This window comes from Rothia sp. HMSC072E10 (assembly GCF_001813965.1).
In the GTDB taxonomy this organism is placed as follows: domain Bacteria; phylum Actinomycetota; class Actinomycetes; order Actinomycetales; family Micrococcaceae; genus Rothia; species Rothia mucilaginosa_A.
In genome coordinates this window covers 67947-84603 of record NZ_KV814481.1, presented here as the reverse complement: position 1 = coordinate 84603, position 16657 = coordinate 67947, and the positions used below count along the sequence as shown (strand labels likewise).

Annotated in this window: 13 protein-coding genes and 3 riboswitches; of the genes, 7 read left to right on the top strand and 6 right to left on the bottom strand. The window is 63.5% G+C overall.

Annotated features, from left to right (window positions below; genetic code table 11):
- The first annotated feature begins 264 nt into the window (after positions 1–264).
- A complete protein-coding gene (locus tag HMPREF2944_RS01085; protein ID WP_070679635.1) occupies positions 265–1713 on the top strand; it encodes an NCS2 family permease in 1449 nt (482 codons plus the stop codon).
- Between the two features lie 142 nt (positions 1714–1855).
- Here HMPREF2944_RS01085 and HMPREF2944_RS01080 read toward each other — a convergent pair whose 3' ends face one another.
- Positions 1856–2284, bottom strand: a complete 429-nt coding sequence (locus HMPREF2944_RS01080) for a YchJ family protein (RefSeq protein WP_070679632.1) — start codon at positions 2282–2284, stop codon at positions 1856–1858.
- 153 nt (positions 2285–2437) lie between these two features.
- Entirely contained in the window at positions 2438–3865 is a 1428-nt protein-coding gene (locus HMPREF2944_RS01075; RefSeq protein ID WP_049333932.1) for an LLM class flavin-dependent oxidoreductase, read from the bottom strand.
- A gap of 115 nt (positions 3866–3980) precedes the next feature.
- Positions 3981–4089, bottom strand: a riboswitch (SAM riboswitch).
- Positions 4090–4265: 176 nt separating this feature from the next.
- Positions 4266–4362: riboswitch (SAM riboswitch) on the top strand.
- Positions 4363–4367: 5 nt separating this feature from the next.
- Between HMPREF2944_RS01075 and HMPREF2944_RS01070 the strand changes: the two genes are divergently transcribed.
- The 4 genes from HMPREF2944_RS01070 (at position 4368) to HMPREF2944_RS01055 (ending at position 9746) form a co-directional block, all read left to right on the top strand.
- A complete protein-coding gene (locus tag HMPREF2944_RS01070; protein WP_070679629.1) occupies positions 4368–5207 on the top strand; it encodes an ABC transporter ATP-binding protein in 840 nt (279 codons plus the stop codon).
- 119 nt (positions 5208–5326) lie between these two features.
- Positions 5327–6388, top strand: a complete 1062-nt coding sequence (locus HMPREF2944_RS01065) for an aliphatic sulfonate ABC transporter substrate-binding protein (RefSeq protein ID WP_070679626.1) — start codon at positions 5327–5329, stop codon at positions 6386–6388.
- Positions 6388–7215, top strand: coding sequence for an ABC transporter permease (locus HMPREF2944_RS01060; protein WP_005507252.1), 828 nt, complete (start codon positions 6388–6390; stop codon positions 7213–7215). Before HMPREF2944_RS01065 ends, HMPREF2944_RS01060 begins: the two co-directional genes overlap by 1 nt.
- A gap of 270 nt (positions 7216–7485) precedes the next feature.
- Positions 7486–7603: riboswitch (SAM riboswitch) on the top strand.
- Positions 7604–7607: 4 nt separating this feature from the next.
- Positions 7608–9746 carry an AMP-binding protein gene (locus HMPREF2944_RS01055; protein ID WP_049343585.1) on the top strand — a complete coding sequence of 713 codons (2139 nt, stop codon included), beginning with the start codon at positions 7608–7610 and terminating at the stop codon, positions 9744–9746.
- A gap of 163 nt (positions 9747–9909) precedes the next feature.
- Here the strand turns inward: HMPREF2944_RS01055 and HMPREF2944_RS01050 are convergent, their stop codons facing one another.
- Positions 9910–10998, bottom strand: coding sequence for a C4-dicarboxylate ABC transporter substrate-binding protein (locus tag HMPREF2944_RS01050; RefSeq protein WP_070679623.1), 1089 nt, complete (start codon positions 10996–10998; stop codon positions 9910–9912).
- 293 nt (positions 10999–11291) lie between these two features.
- Between HMPREF2944_RS01050 and HMPREF2944_RS01045 the strand changes: the two genes are divergently transcribed.
- The gene (locus tag HMPREF2944_RS01045; protein WP_049333926.1) at positions 11292–12164 is read left to right on the top strand and encodes a hypothetical protein; all 873 of its coding nucleotides are present in this window, start codon (positions 11292–11294) and stop codon (positions 12162–12164) included.
- Between the two features lie 95 nt (positions 12165–12259).
- Here HMPREF2944_RS01045 and HMPREF2944_RS01040 read toward each other — a convergent pair whose 3' ends face one another.
- A complete protein-coding gene (locus HMPREF2944_RS01040; protein ID WP_070679620.1) occupies positions 12260–13384 on the bottom strand; it encodes a zinc-dependent metalloprotease family protein in 1125 nt (374 codons plus the stop codon).
- Positions 13385–13747: 363 nt separating this feature from the next.
- A complete protein-coding gene (locus HMPREF2944_RS01035) occupies positions 13748–15331 on the bottom strand; it encodes a DHA2 family efflux MFS transporter permease subunit (RefSeq protein WP_070679618.1) in 1584 nt (527 codons plus the stop codon).
- Positions 15332–15611: 280 nt separating this feature from the next.
- Here HMPREF2944_RS01035 and HMPREF2944_RS01030 point away from each other — a divergent pair, with 280 nt between their 5' ends.
- A complete protein-coding gene (locus HMPREF2944_RS01030) occupies positions 15612–15929 on the top strand; it encodes an acylphosphatase (RefSeq protein ID WP_070679615.1) in 318 nt (105 codons plus the stop codon).
- Between the two features lie 83 nt (positions 15930–16012).
- Here the strand turns inward: HMPREF2944_RS01030 and HMPREF2944_RS01025 are convergent, their stop codons facing one another.
- Positions 16013–16645, bottom strand: a complete 633-nt coding sequence (locus HMPREF2944_RS01025) for a GNAT family N-acetyltransferase (protein ID WP_070679612.1) — start codon at positions 16643–16645, stop codon at positions 16013–16015.
- Positions 16646–16657: the final 12 nt, after the last annotated feature.

Sequence of the window (16657 nt, the reverse complement as noted above, 5' to 3'; positions counted from 1 at the left end):
ACCGGCACCTTCGAGTGTCGGCGCCCCGCCCTGGGCTATTCTCCCCTCTGCCCCGGTTGCCGATTCTGGCTATTTAGCTGGGGCCGGGGAAACACCACATCACCGACTGAACCGTCGCACACAACGCGTTTCACCGGCACGAGCCGCTCGGCGGCGCCTACAATAGTTGAACCATTGTGACGCCCGGTTATGAGCCTAGCCCGCGAGCTTCGGCGAAACCGGCGGCGCAACAGTACACACCGAACAACATCAACGGATCCTCACATGTCTGAACCTCAGAAGGCGACAGCGCCCACCAGCGCACTCGACCGCTACTTCAAGATTTCCGAGCGTGGCTCCTCCATCGCCGCAGAATTCCGCGGCGGCCTCGCCGCATTCTTCGCCATGAGCTACATCGTGGTGCTGAACCCCCTCGTCATCGGTACCGGTGCTGACGCATCCGAACGCACCCTCGGCATCGCACCCGTCGCGGCTGTGACCGCGCTGGTTGCCGGTGTGATGACCATCCTCATGGGTGTTATCGCCAAGCAGCCTTTCGCCATGGCGGCTGGCCTGGGCGTGAACGCGCTACTCGCCTCCACCATTGCCACCACCCCGAACCTGACCTGGGCAGACATCATGGGCCTGGTCGTTCTCGCCGGTCTGATCATGACCGTTCTGGTGCTCACCGGCTTCCGTACCGCGGTGTTTGAGGCGGTCCCCGAGTCGCTCAAGACCGCGATCGTGGTCGGTATCGGTTTCTTCATTTCCTTTATCGGTCTGGTCGACTCCGGTATTATCCGCCGCATGCCTGACGCAGCTGGCACCACCGTTCCGGTGAGCCTCGGCGCGGGTGGTCACCTGCTCGGCTGGCCCACCCTCGTCTTCCTCTTCGGCCTGTTCTTCACCATCGCCCTGTTCATCCGTAACGTGAAGGGCGCGATCCTATGGGGCGTGCTCGCCTCCACCGCGCTGTCCCTGATTCTGGAGGCGGTTGTCCCCTCCGGTTCCGTGAAGAAGGCTGCAACCGGCTGGTCCCTGAACGTGCCCTCCCTGGCTGACCTGAAGTTCACCACCCCGAACTTCTCCCTCATCGGTTCCGCTGACCTGTTCGGCGCGTTCACCCATATCGGTCCGCTGGCTGCTTCGCTGCTGGTGTTCACCATTCTGCTGTCCGTGTTCTTCGACGCGATGGGCGTTTCGGTGGGTCTTGCCGCAGAGGCTGGCACCATGAAGGACGGCAAGGTCGAGGACATCGACAAGGTCCTGCTCGTGGACGCTTTCGGTTCCGTTGTCGGTGGTGGCGCATCCGGTTCCGCCAACCAAATTTTCGTGGAGTCCGCCACCGGTATTGGTGCGGGCGCACGCACCGGTTTCGCAAACATTGTGACCGGTGTGCTGTTCCTGCTGGCGATTTTCATCTCGCCGCTGGTCACCATCGTTCCCTTCGAGGCGGTCGCCCCGGCTCTGGTCGTGGTCGGCTTCCTGATGATCCGCCAGGCCGTGAACATCGACTGGACCGACTGGGGTCTGGGCATCCCGGCGTTCTTGACCATTATTTTCATGCCGCTGTCGTACTCGATTGCGAACGGTATTGGTGCCGGTTTCGTGTCCTACACCTTCATTCGCCTGGTGCAGGGCCGCGGCAAGGATGTGCACTGGCTGATGTACCTGGTCTCCGCAGTGTTCGTGATTTACTTCGGTATGGGCATCATTAACGGCTGGACCCACTAAGTCCGCTAACTCCCGATAATCGCCTCTTTGAGGGGCATATACGAAGAATGGCAGAATCGTTCCGGTTTCGGAATGATTCTGCCATTTCTTTATCTGCCCACCCGCACTCAGCATGTACGAGAGGCAGGGAAAGTTACGAGATTTAGCGGACGTCTCCATCCACGTAGAACCAGGCGCCGCCCACCTTCTCAAAGCGCGACAGCTCGTGCATACTGCCCTTCACCCGCTCCTCCACAGGGGTGCCCGGCACCGACCGGTAATACGCAACGAACTCCACCGTGCCGGAGGCGTCAAAGGGGCCGCCCGAAGAGCCCAGAATATCCAGGCGGTACCAGCGGATACCATCCTCCAGCTCCAGGGTGCTCGGGCGGGTACTCGGATGCCAGCTCGCCAGCAGGTACGCCGCATCGCCGGTCGCAAAGGCGGTAAAACGCGAGCGCATCAGCTGCTCCGGCGCGGGGGCGGTCAGCGTTCCGGAGGCGGCAAACTCGCCCAGGAACCTGCCGCAGCAGGCGCCGTACACCTCGCCGCTCGAGCAGGGGCAGCGGTCGTCATGATTCAGTTCAGTCATGCCAACCAGTATAGGGAACGCGCCGCGCCAAGAAAGCACAGCGCAGAGAAACGCCCGCTCTGCCGGGGATACAAATCCTCCAGCAGAACGGGCGTTCTTGTTTTCAATCGTTAAGTTTGAGCGAACCTACACGGCACGCATCAGCGGCACCGCTTATTCAGCGATTGCGCGAGCCGGGGTGTCAGCCGCGGAAGGCTTGCCCACGTATGCGCCGCGGTACTTAGCAGCCGGGTGGGAGTCAGCAACCTTGGTGTGGCCCTTACCGAAGATGTTCTCACGCAGGGTGTTGCCCTCGTACTCGGTGCGGTAGCGGCCGCGCTTCTGCAGCTCGGGAACAACGTACTCGATGAAGTCCTCGAAGGAGCCCGGGGAGACGTGGTACGCCAGGTTGATGCCGTCCAGGCCACCCTCGTCGATCCAACGCTCCAGCTCGTCAGCAACCTGAACCGGGTCACCAACAATGACCTCGCCCATGCCGCCGAGGGTGGTGTGCTCAGCGATGTCCTTGCGGGTCCACTTCTTGTCTTTCGCCTGCAGGGTGAAGGGGGTCAGGAAGGACTGAATCGACTCGGTCTGCACGTAGTTCAGGACCTCGTCCTCGTCGAACTGGGACAGGTCAACACCGGACCAGCCGCCGACAATAGCCTGTGCAGAGTCGAGGTTCACGTACTTCTTGTAATCCTCGTACTTTGCCTTTGCCTTCTCTTCGGTCTCATCCACGATGACCGAGAGCATTGCCAGGATCTTCACGTCGTCGCGGCTACGGCCCTGCTCCTCGACAGCGGCGCGAATACGGTCGGTCACAACGCGGGTCAGGTCCGGGCGCAGGGCGCTGATGAACACAGCCTCGGCGTGCTTACCGGAGAACTTCTGGCCGCGGCTGGATGCACCAGCCTGGAAGATCACGGGGGTGCGCTGCGGGCTCGGCTCGGTCAGGGAGATGCCGGGCACGGAGAAGTACTTGCCCTTGTGGCCAATCGGGTGAACCTTGGAGGGGTCAGCGTAGATGCCGCGCTCGCGGTCCTTGATGACTGCGCCGTCTTCCCAGGAGCCTTCCCACAGCTTGTAGCAGACGTCCAGGAACTCGTCGGCGATCTCGTAACGCTCGTCGTGCGGGATCTGGGTGGGCAGGCCCTGGTTCTCAGCAGCCGAAGGCAGGTAAGAAGTCACAACGTTGAAGCCGACGCGGCCCTCAGTGAGGTGGTCGAGGGAGGCGTAGCGGCGAGCCAGGGTGTAGGGCTGCTCGAAAGTAGCGGCAGCAGTCACACCGAAGCCGAGGTGCTCGGTCACTGCAGCCATTGCAGAAATCTGGGTTGCGGGGTCATTCACGGGAACCTGAGCGGCACCCTCGATAGCGGGAGCGGCAGAGTTCTTGTACACGTCGTAGATGCCGACCACGTCAGCGATGAACACGGCGTCAAACAGGCCGCGCTCAAGGGTCTTAGCCAGGTCAGTCCAGTACTTGATGGTGTTGTACTCGGTTGCGCGGGAGCGCGGGTGACGCCAGAGGTCGAAGCTCTGGTGACCGATGCAGGTCATCTCGAATGCGTTAACTACGATGCGCTTCTTCTGCTCAGCCATCGATTTTCCTTTCGCGAATGATCGGGGGGACGATCGGGTTTGTGCCCTGCACCCCGCGCGCCGCCTCCTGATGCCTTCTGCGTTCGGTGGTGGCCTTCGTGCAGGTGGCGCGTTCGCGCCGTACTTGCCTCGTAACGTTGAGGCCAGATCATCATCTGGGGCACCCCGCTACGGGAGAGGGTTGCCGCCCGGCCAGCCAGAGCTTAGCGCCGGGACTCATGATCTCGTGGTTCCGAGTCTACGGTGCGCGCGGGAGGGAGAGCACGTTTGTGACGAAAAAATCTTTTTGTGACGCGGGACCGAAATATTTCGTGATAAATGCGAAATAAAGAGTCATAGAAATTCATACGCGCCCGCAGGGTTGATTGAGGCGTGGCACAGCCCATAGGGTGAGTAGAGCAAACCATCCAGAGCGACCGAGAGACCTGGCTCCACGACGTCGCAGCAACCGATAGCGGCTTCCCCACCGCCGGTGCTAACGCCAGGAACGATGGAAGTGACTATGACACTCAACAGTGCAGTAACTCCCGGCGCATCCGAATCCTCAGCGAACCGGCACGCCGTATCCAGTGCCGCAGTGCCCCTCGTCTTCGATGCCGTTGGCCAGTCCTTTGCGGTACCCGGCGGAACCCACGAGGTTCTGCGCGAGGTCACCTTCACCGCCGAACCCGGCGAAATTATCTCGGTGATTGGCTCCTCGGGATGCGGCAAATCCACCCTCCTGCGTGCAGCCGCCGGCCTGAACCGCATCACCGCCGGCACCGTGCGCATCGGCGAGAAAGCCGTGACCGGACTCGACCCCCGCGTGGCCATTGGTTTTCAGGAACCGCGACTGCTCCCCTGGCGCACCGTCGCCGACAACGTGGCGCTCGGCCTGCCGCAGGGCACCAAGAAGGCCGAGGGCGAGGCGACCGTGACCCGCCTGCTGAGCCTGGTCGGCTTGAGCGAGTACGCCGACCACCGCCCAAAGGAAATTTCGGGCGGCATGGCGCAACGCGTCTCCCTGGCCCGAGCGCTCGCCCGCACCCCCGGCGTGCTGCTGCTTGACGAACCCTTCGGCGCCCTTGACGCGCTGACCCGCATCAACATGCAGGATTTGCTGTTGGACGTGCACCGCCAGGATCCGACCACGATTCTGCTGGTCACCCACGACGTGGAGGAGGCGCTCTACCTCTCCGACCGGGTCATCGTGCTCGGTAAGGATACCCCGGAGGGCCCCGCGACCATTCAGCGCATCGTGACCGTTGACCGTGCCCACCCCCGCGACCGCGCGGATGCAGAAATCACCGCGTTGCGTAGCGAACTGCTCGCCGAGCTCGGTGTGGAGGAAATCGCGGCCTAAGCCGCCGCAAGCCCTCTCGGTATTAGCGCCGTCTAGGGTATATAACCAATTAGCTATACCCTGCGGGCCGCGCTCCTCATCTCATCACATCATCATCTTCAGAAGCGAAAAGAACCATCATGACTTTCTCCCCGTCTCGCCGTACCGCCCTCAAGTCCCTGGCCGCAGCCGCCGCCTTCGCAACCCTGCTCAGCGGTTGCGCCGGTGAGGGTTCCGGCTCCTCCAACGCCTCCGGTGCAGCCGGCGGCGGCAAGGACACCGTGACCATTGACTACGCCACCTACAACCCGCTCTCGCTGATTATCCACAAGAAGGGCTGGCTCGAGACCGCCCTGTCCGCCGAGGGCAAGAAGGTTGAGTGGGTCAAGTCGGCCGGCTCGAACAAGGCCAACGAGGCGCTGCGCAGCGGCAACATCGACGTCGGTTCCACCGCGGGCTCGGCGGCGCTGCTGGCCCGCGCGAACGGCTCCCCCATCAAGGTCATCAGCCTCTACTCGCAGCCCGAGTGGTCGGCGCTCGTCACCCGCAAGGACTCGGGCATCACCAAGGTCACCGACCTGAAGGGTAAGAGCGTGGCCGTCACCAAGGGTACCGACCCCTACTTCCTGCTCCTGCAGGCCCTCAAGCAGGCCGGCATTTCCGCCTCCGACGTGAACATTCAGAACCTGCAGCACGCCGACGGCCGCACCGCCCTGGACAACGGCCAGGTCAACGCGTGGAGCGGTCTGGACCCGATTATGGCTGCCGCCGAGGTGGAGAGCGGCGACGTGCTCTTCTACCGCAACCTGGACTTCAACACCTACGGCTTCCTGAACGCCACCGAGAAGTTCATTCAGTCCAACCCGACCGCCGCGCAGGTCATCGTGGACGTGTACGAGTACGCTCGCGCCTGGGCCAAGAAGAACCCCGAAGAGGCCGTGAAGATTGTCGAGGAAGAGTCCGGCATTAAGCACGAGACCGCCCAGGTCGTCATGGACCGCACCCACCTGGACATCGACCCGGTTCCGGGCGCCAAGCAGGTTGAGGTACTCAAGGGCGTTGGCCCGATTCTGGTCGAGTCCGGCGACGTCCCCTCCCAGTCCGACGTGGACAAGGCCCTGAACAGCATCGTGGACGACCAGTTCGCGAAGAAGGCTGACAGCGCCGCAGTCGAGAAGATTGCCAAGGCGGTGGAGAAGTAATGACCGCCGCAACCATTGCCCCCGCGCAGGAGAGCGCGGCCAAGCTCCCGACGCCGAAGCTTCCCTCGAACCCCTTCGCCGGCAAGCAGTACCTGGGCCTGATCCTGCCCCTGGCGCTCATTGCGCTCTGGTATATTCTGAGCACCAACGGCGTGTTCACGCAGGTCCAGCTGCCCTCCCCCGACCGTGTGGTGGGCGCCGGTATCGAGCTGGCGCAGCGCGGTGAGCTGGCCAAGCACGTCGCGATTTCGACCCAGCGCGTGCTGATTGGCTTCGGCATCGGCGCGGTACTCGGCCTGGTGCTGGGATCGCTGATTGGCCTGTCGACCCCGGTGCGCGTGTTCGTCGCCCCGACCATCGGCGCTCTGCGCGCGGTCCCCTCACTCGCGTGGGTCCCGCTGCTTTTGCTGTGGATTGGCATCGGCGAGAACTCGAAGGTGACCCTCGTGGCCATCGGCGCGTTCTTCCCCGTGTACACCACGGTTTCCGCTGCCCTCGCCCACGTGGACCCCAAGCTCGTGGAGATGGCCCGCGCCTTCGGCCTGAAGGGCCTGCGCCTGTTCACCACGGTTCAGCTTCCCGCGGTTCTGCCCGCCGTCATCTCGGGTCTGCGCCTCGCGCTCGCTCAGGCGTGGCTGTTCCTGGTCGCCGCCGAGCTGCTGGGCGCCTCCATGGGCCTGGGTTACCTGCTGACCGACTCGCAGAACAACGGCCGCACCGACCGCCTGCTGCTCGCCATCGTGGCGCTGGCCATCCTGGGCAAGATTACGGACGCCCTCGTCGGCCTGTTTGAGCGCTGGGTCAAGGCAAAGTACCCCAGCAACTAGCGCCACCGGCAGCTAAACGCAACGCTCAGCACGCGCTGAGTTTTCAGGAGAGATGTCCGCGCGTCAGTCATCGTGACGCGCCGGAAAAAGAAGTCGGCGGGGAAACCTGTCGCCTACTGAATGATGATGATGTGCCCCGCCCCGCGCCCCACAGTAGTGAGCGCGGGGCGGGGTTCTTAATGTGTCGTTATATTACGAAGCGCTACACAGTGTGCCTTTTATGACGGGAACCTTTGCATCGGACCCCGCGGCGCGCTTTACTAAGAAGGCAAACCATCCAGAGCGACCGAGAGACCTGGCTCCATGACGTCGCAGCAACCCCCTCGCGCATCCGCACACACGAGTAGGCAGCGCGAGCAAGGGTGCTAATGCCAGCTACCGATGGGAGAGATATGGGACTGCCCACCCCCTTTTCGTTCACCGACCCGCTGAACCCCACCCCGAACCCCGCGCTCGAATCTGACGAGGCACGCGTAGCGTTCTGGGAGAAGCAGGCGCAGCGACTCACCTGGGCTGAGCCCTGGCACACCGCGCACCGCTTCGAGAAGCCGAAGTCCCTCGGCTTCGACGAGGAGGGCATCGAGCAGTTCACTGTTCCCGAGATTAAGTGGTTCGAGGGCGGCAAGCTCAACGTCGCCTACAACTGCGTGGACCGCCACGTGGAGGCGGGCCGCGGCGACAAGGTCGCCCTCTACTTCGAGGGTGAGCCCGGCGACCGCGAGGCCATCACCTACGCCGAGCTGCAGCGCCGCATCGCGAAGGCCGCCAACGGTCTGCTGTCCCTGGGCGTGCGCAAGGGTGACCGCGTGGTCATCTACCTGCCCGTCATTCCCGAAACCATTATCTTCACCCTGGCTTGCGCGCGTATTGGCGCGATCCACTCCCTCGTGTTCGGCGGTTTCTCCGCCGAGGCGCTGAAATTCCGTGTGGAAGACACCGGTGCGAAGGTGCTCGTCACCACCGACGGCCAGAACCGCCGCGGCAAGGTTGTTCCCGTGAAGGTCAACGCCGACGAGGCCTGCTCGGGCGAGAACAACATCGAGCACGTCATCGTGGTGGACCGCACCAGCGCCTCCGACCCCGTAGCGCACGCTGAGGTTCCCTGGACCGAGGGCCGCGACGTCTGGTACCACGACCTGGTGGACGACCAGCCCGACACCCACGCCTACGAGCTGCACGACGCAGAAGACCCGCTGTTCATCATCTACACCTCCGGCACGACCGGCAAGCCCAAGGGCCTGGTGCACACGATGGGCGGCTACCTGGTGCAGACCGCGTACACCCACGCTTTGCTCTACGATCTGCTACCGGATTACGTGGATGAGAACGGCGTGCTGCGCCCCGACGAGCTGTCGGCCGTCAACGACCCCGAGAAGGTGGAGTCCACCGTTCACTGGTGCACCGCCGACCTCGCTTGGGTGACCGCGCACACTTACGAAATCTACGGCCCGCTGGTTAACGGCGTGTCCGAGGTGATTTACGAGGGTACCCCGAACACCCCGCACTACGGTCGCCACTTCGAGGTCATCGAACGTTACGGCGTGACCAACTACTACACCGCCCCCACCCTGATTCGTTCCCTCATGGGCGCGTTCCCCGACGGCCCCGAGCCCGGCAAGTACGATTTCTCGACCGTGCGCCTGCTCGGTTCGGTGGGTGAGTCCATCAACCCGGAGGCGTGGCGCTGGCTGCGCAAGCACGTGGGTGGCGGCACCGCATCCTTCATCGACACCTGGTGGCAGTCCGAGACCGGTTCGACCGTGTGCTCCCCGCGCCCGCACGACCCGGCTTTCGCCTCCGCCGGCACCTACCCGGTGGGCACCCCGCACTGCACCCCCCTGCCCGGTTGCGCTACCCGCGCCGTTCCGGGCGTGTCCACCCGCGTGGTGGATGAGCACGGCAACCCGGTGGAGCCGGGTAGGCAGGGCTTCATCGTGGTCGATAAGATTGGCCCCTCCATGGCCCGCACCGTGTGGAAGAACCCGCAGCGATTCCTGGACTCCTACTGGCGCCACTACGGCGAGCGCGGCTGGTTCCTGGCCGGTGACGGCGCGAAGGAAGACGAGGAAGGCAACGTGTACATCCTCGGCCGTATCGACGACGTGATCAACATTTCGGGTCACCGCCTGTCCACGATTGAGATTGAGTCGGCCCTGGTCACCCACCCGGCTGTGGTGGAGGCCGGCGTCTGCCCTGTGGAGGACGACCTGACCGGCCACCAGGCGGTCGCTTACGTGACGCTCACCGACGAGGGCAAGGCCCTGACCGAGGACGAGCTGAAGGCGGCTCTGACGGCTCACGTGCGTGAGCACATCGGCCCGATTGCCAAGCCCAAGGACGTTGTGGCGGTTGCCGATATCCCGAAGACCCGTTCGGGTAAGATTACCCGCCGTCTGCTCGGCGAGCTGTACCAGGGCCGCCCCCTGGGTGACGTTTCCTCGCTGCAGAACGAGGAGGCGCTGGGCCACATCGCGCAGGTGCTGGTGGAGACCGGCCGCGTGCAGCGAGAAGAGGAGCGTGAGGCGGCCTAGCCTCCCCTGCCGGCGCGGCCCCTACAAGACTCCGGCACAGCCCCGGCGCGGCCCCTGCATAGGAGTCGCGATACATAACAAGGGTGCGGATACCGAACGATGATTCGGTATCCGCACCCTGTTGTTTAACGGTACTGACGAGGCCTTTCGCCCCGGCGACCGCCTAGTTAATCAGGCCCAGGGAACGAGCGTACTCGGCGGTAATACCGCTCGGCTCAATCTGCTTGGGGCCCTTCTCGAGCTCGGGGTGCTCGGTCGCCTGGAAGCGAATCATCTTCAGGTCGTTCGCCGCGCCCAGGTTCGAGATCATGCCGTCACCGTTCAGGTCCACCGAGACCGGCTCGGCATCAATCTTGCCGTTACCGTTGAAGTCGATGGGACCGTCAGCGGGCTCGCCCTTGTACAGGAAGCCGGCCGCGCGGGGACCGAAGCCGCGCGCCTCGTAGAGCTTCGCCTCGTTCAGCATGCGGTACTCGGCGGTGGAGTAGCCAAAGTAGCGGCTACCGTCGGCCATGGGCACGCCGGGGAGGGTGTACTGGTAGTTCATGACGCTCAGGTAGTTGGGCTTGTAGTTGATCTCGTCCCAGCCGCCGTGGCTCAGCGCCAGGTTGTGGCCGAGCTCGTGCACGAACACCGCCACGCGGATATCGCTGGTTGCCTTACCCCAGAAGTGCGGGCCCACGGTGACCATGAGGTTACGGCCACCGAAAATAGCGATGCCGGAGGAGGTGCTGTTGTCGTAGTAGTCGCCCCAGATGACGTAGTGGAAGGTGCCTTCGCGGGCGGGGTTGAACTTACCTTCGGAGGCCTTAATCCTGTTGAGGGCGTTGAACTCGCTGTCGAGCTCCTGGTGGGTGATTTCGTTGCCGCCGCCGAGGTTGTACTTGGCGCTGCGGGCGCTACCGGCGTCCAGGTGAATATTTACGCCGGTGGTGCCGTCGGGGTTGCGCATGGGCAGGTCGGCGTAAATCTTGGTGATGCGGTCCAGTTCCTCTTCGCTGGGGAGCAGGCCGGGCATGTAGTCCATCTCCACGAAGATGTCCTTGTGGTTGGGGTCGGCGCCCAGTGCGGGGAAGTCGACGTCGATTTTGCCGTCGCCATCGGCGTCGTAACCCTTCATCTCCCAGGTGTTGGGGATGCCGTCACCGTCGATGTCGGGGTTGTAGGCGTTGGCTGCCGGGGCGGCGACCGCACCCAGGCAGAGGACCGCCAGGGAGGCAAACGCGATACGTGCGCGTTTCAGAGAGGCCATAAATCTGTCCTTTGATGTGATGGTGTGAGGATGCGATACCCGTGACGGGCACGCGGGATGGACGGCAGTGTTCGTTCTTCGGTGTTCGCACCCGTGCGGGTAGCGAGTCGTTTGCAGGCCGGCGGGGCGCCTCGTGAGCTACCGCCGCATCACTTCGTGAGCTTTAGCCGAAGATTGCAGAAAACCTGCTTTAAAGTTGAGACAATTTTGAAGTTGAGCTGAATTACACTACAGTATCAGTAATTCGTATCACGTGCATCACCGTATTCACCCGTGGAAGAAAGAATAATTACATGTCTCAACAGCAGACCAGTCACAGCACCCCCGCTTCCGGCAAGCGCGGCGTAAACCGCCGCTCCCTCGTCAAGGGTGCTCTCTGGAGCGCGCCGGTCGTCGCAACCGCCGCAACCGTACCCGCCTACGCGGCCTCCACCGACGTGCCGGAGACCCCGACCCTGCAGTTCGGTGTCTTCACCCAGGCCTTCAACTCCAACCCCTCCAACGATTTCGACACCCGCTACGGTCTGGACTCCTACACCGTGCAGGTGCCCAACGTGACCGCAACCTCCACGAGCCCGAAGAGCGCAGGCGGCGGCACCTTCACCCCCGGCGGTAGCGTCGGTGCGGGCCTGTACGGCGGTGCCGGCCTGTGGATTTCCGCCCCCATCAATTCCAAGGGCGAGTTCCAGGGCAGCACCTACCTGTACGGCTCGGCGCACCTGCAGGTGACCTTCGAGTTCACTTTCCCCACCGCCGAAGACGTCACCGCGCCGCTGCTGTGGGACACCGACAACGACGCCGAGGTGGCCGCGCTGGCCAAGAGCGAGGGCGGCGCCAAGACCAATAACCCGGCGGTGAGCGCCTTCAACGGCGTGGCCTACGCGGCGAAGTTCTACGAGCCGGTCATCGAGGGCAACACCTGGACCGGCGTGCTGGATATCCGCACCTCGGACTTCCTGACCGCGACCGCCAACGGCCCCGTGCGCTACGCACAGGTGCTGGCCTCGCAGGTTCCGGTGTACTTCACCGAGGTGACCTCCAGCTACACCCTGACCACGACCGTTCAGCTCACCAGCGGCACCGTTGCGATGCAGCTGACCGATGACGGCGAGTACACCTACCGGGATCTGGCGGGCGCAAGCGCCTCCGCAACCATTACCCGATAGCGCGGCCGCCACAGTAGGCAGAAAGGGGCCCGGCATCCGTTATGGATGCCGGGCCCCTTTGCTTTCGGGCTCAGCCTATCGGCCGCCGCCAGGAACTAGTCCTTCGCCGGGACCATGCCCTCGGAGCGGGCCAGGTCGGCGGTCATCTCGTTGCGATCAATCGCGGCCGAGAGGTGCTTCTCGGAACGGTACACGCCGCCCTGCGCCTCCTTACCCTCAGCCTGAAGCTTCAGGGCTGCCAGGTCATTCGGGGCGGTCAGTTCGGTCAGCTGGCCGTCACCGTTCAGATCGACCGATACCGGCTCGTCGTCAATCTTGCCGTTGCCGTTGAAATCGATACCCTCCCAGGCCGGCTTGCGGAAGTACAGCCAGCCGTAGGCGTTGCGGCCAAAGCCGGCGCGCTCGTCCAGCTTGTTCTCGTCCAGGGTCTTGTAAGCGCGGGTCGAGTAGCTGAACTTCAGCTCACCGCTGGCGCGGCGCACGCCGTAAATCTGGTATTTGTAGTTCATGACGCTCTGGTAGTTCGGCTTATCGTTCACGTCATCGGTGCCGCCGTGGCCCAGACCGAGGTTGTGGCCCAGCTCGTGGATGAAGGTGCCCACGCGCACGTCGGAGGTTGCGGACTTACCCCAGAAGCGCGGGCCCACGGTCACGACGAAGCCGCGGCCGCTCACGTAGCCCAGGCCCGAGGAGCCGTACTCGTCGTAGGCGTCGCCCCAAATCATGTAGTGGAAGACGCTCTCGCGGTTGGGGTCCATGTTCTTGGAGCGGATTTCAGCCCACTTGGTCATGGTGTTGTCGAGCTGTTCGTGCGCCACCTCGTTGCCGCCGCCGAGGTTGTACTTGGCGCTGCGGGCGCTACCGGCATCCAGGTGGATGTTGATGCCGACGGTGCCGTTCGGGTTGCGCACGGGAAGCTGCGCGAAGGATTCGGTGATGCGGTCGAGCTCTTCCTCGCTGGCGAGCAGGCCGGGCATGTAGTCCATCTCCACGAAGATATCCTTCTTCAGCGGATTGGCGCCCATCGCGGGGTAGTCCACGTCGATCTTGCCGTCGCCGTCGGCGTCGTAGCCCTTCATCTCCCAGGTGTTGGGGATGCCGTCGCCGTCGATGTCGGGGTTGTAGGCGTTAGCCGCGGGCGCCGCGACCGTGCCGAGTACCAGCAGGGCCGCCGAAGCGAGCGCGGTACGCACCAGGCGGGGGGACAGGGAGAAAGCCATAAAGTATCTCTCTTCGTATCTTGACCACGCGGGAGGTTGCATCATCTGGCATTGCGCACGGTATGGGTCGTACGGGTCCGGTTCTATGGTGAGTAGAAGTGTCAGGCGGCTACCGCGTGGTTCAGTGGTCATGTGTGTCGCTGCCGCCGGCATGTAGCCGGTGTGCCGCAAGTGAGTACGGCATTTAAAAGACAGCGGGTCACTGCCGAACCCTCCGATGGAGGAAAAGGAACCGTTCTTGGTTCTCTTCTGTTCGACGGTGACCCGCCTCATCATACACAGAGTGCATCTAGTTTGTCCCGGTATTCGCACCGTATCTCAGGTTATGCACCGTTTATGACGTAAAACGTTTTGATAAGCCTTCTATTTAGTGTTTTCTGACTCAGGCTCTGCCTCAGCGTTCTGTGCGGCACCCTCCGCCTCGGAGGTCTTCTTGGAGGCGTAGAACAGGCACACGACCGCGCCCACCGCCGCGGCAACCAGGGGCAGCATCATGGAATCAGCCATTGCCGCCGCGTAGGGTTCACGCAGGACCTGCGGAAGCACACCTCCAGCAGCACCGCCGTGAGAGCTACCACCCGCTGCGGCAGCCGGACCCAACGCGGACAGGTGCGAGGTAATCGCAGAAGCCATGATGGTCGTAATCGCAGCCGAACCCAGCACCGACGCCATCTGGCGGGTCTCGTTGTACACACCCGAACCGGCACCGGCACGCTGCGGCGGCAGGTTACGGGTCGCAGACACCGACAGCGGACCCCAAATGCAGGAGTTCGCCGCGCCCAGAATAATCATCGGGCCGACCATCAGCCACAGGTTGCCTTCCGCAACCATCGTCGGGCGCAGCAGAGCAAAACCAACAACCATCAGCGTAAAACCAATTACCGCAATCCACTTCGGGTCGTTACGGTTCAGACGCGCACCCACCACCGGCGCCAACGCGCCCGAGAACAACGCCATCGGCGCAGTCATCAGCGCAGCCTGGGTCGGGTCCAGACCCTCCACCTGCTGCAGGTACAGGGTCAGCGGGAACGCCATACTGATAGCGACCACGCCCATAGCGGAGATAGCCACGTTCGATACGGAGAAGTTACGGTCACTGAACAGGCTCAGCGGAACCAGCGGCTCACGCGGGTTAATGGCCTGCCACCCGATGAACAGGCCCAGCACCAGAATGCCGGCAATAATCAGACCCCACACGCTCACCGCAATACCGGTACCCATAAACGAGTCAGTGATGGTGCCCCAGTCGTAGGTGGCGCCTTCCTGAATACCGAAAACTAGCAGGAACAGACCGACCGCCGAAAGCACCACACCCAACCAGTCGAAGCTGTGCTTCTTCTGCTCGAACACCGGCACATTACGCCACGCCAAGAACAGGCCGACCAGGCCAACCGGAATGTTGATGAAGAAAATCCAGCCCCAGCTGAGAGTATCCACCAGCACGCCGCCCAGAATCGGGCCGACCAGCGAGGCGACACCCGCAGTCGCACCCCAAATGCTCATGGCAACACCGCGCGCATTCGGCGGGAACATCAGCGTAATCAGAGACATGGTCTGCGGGGTCATCAGCGACGCGCCCAAACCCTGCACCACGCGGGCAGTAATCAGCGACTCAACATTCGGCGCCAGACCACACCACAGGGAAGCAATCGTAAAAATACCCATACCGATCATGTACAGGTTCTTCTGCCCGAAGCGGTCACCCATACGGCCGGTAATGAGCAGCGGCACCGCATACGCCAGCAGGTAGGCGCTCGTCACCCACATACCCGCCGACAGGGATGCATCCAGATCCTGCAGCATGTGCGGCAGGGCGATGGTGACGATATTGCCATCCACCAGGATCATGAAGAAGCCAACAACCAGGGACCAGAGAGCAGGCCAGGGCTTGTAGGGTGTCTTCGCCGGGTTACCGACGAGAGGCGCTTTCTTGGGGCGTGAACTCAATGATCCTCCAGCGGATGAGCGTTGCGGGTACAGTCTGCGTGTTCAGCGTTGCCGCTAATAAATATCACCCCATCTTACTCCCCTTGTGGGCGCGGCTCCGGTTGCTCTACCCTAATCAGCGCTCAGCAGCCGCTGACCGGCGAGCGCGCGGCATCCGGGCAACAGGCGCCCTGATACCACTCCGAAGCACTCTGAACCCTCTAGACTGAAGCTATAAAGCTAATCCGGGCGCCGCCAATGCTGGCACGCGCCCCATCTGACCACCCCCAAGGAGGCACTCGTGGGTTTCTTTGATTTCTTCACCGACCGAACCCCGGCAGAGCCCGCCGAAATCCGCCTCGTCGCTTTCGTGAGCGGCAAGGTGCAGGGCGTGGGCTTCCGCTGGTGGTGCGCTGGCACCGCCAAGCCGCTGGGCCTGACCGGGTACGCCGAGAACCTCGACGACGGGCGCGTCAAGGTGATTGCGGAGGGGACGGCCGCCTCCTGCGCGCGCCTGGTGGATATTCTGCGCGGCGGCGATACCGCGGGCCGCGTGGATGAGGTTCTCGTCGGGTGGGAGGAGCCGTCCGGCTCGTTCCGCGGCTTCGGCATCAGGTAGCCTCCCCAGTCTTTATTTAGGGCGCGCCGGATGCTCTCCTCACTACGAGGAAGCACCCGGCGCGCCCCTATGCTGTGCGCGGGTTAACCCCGCGGTTCCGCCCAGAGCGCCGCGAACTGGGCGCGGGTCATATCGGCGCGGCGCACCCGGTGCTGCACCGGGTGGCCGTTCTCGTCGGGGCGGCCGGAGTTTGGGTCAATATCGTCGTAGATGCCGGTGAAACCCGCCTTGACCGCCACACGCTCTGAGGGCTCGTTACCCGCCAGGGCGGTCCAGCGCACGCGTTCGAGGCCCAGTCCGAGCGGGTCGAAGGCGTAGCCGAGGACGGCTCGCAGTGCCTCGGTCATGTAGCCCCTGCCGCGCGCTTTCGGGGCGGTGTAGAACCCCAGTTCGGCGCGGGTTCCGGGGCCTTCGGGGGTGCCCTCGGGCAGGCGCAGTTCAATGCTCCCCGCAAACATTCCGGAGGCGTCAATCGCCCAGCGTTGAATCTGCCCGGCGGCAATCTGGCGGGCGGTGGTGAGTAGGGAGTCTTCGGCGTCGGCGCGCGTGTAGTTCAGCGGTACGCGGGTGTAGCGAATCATCTGCGGGTCGCGGCAGGATTCCACGATGTCGGGGATATCCGCCTCGCGCAGGTGGCGCAGGGTGAGCCGTTCGGTGATGAGTTCGGGCTGGCTGGGCTGGTCAGGCTGGCTGGGTACGGCAGGGTCAAGGTTCATGGTTTCACCCTA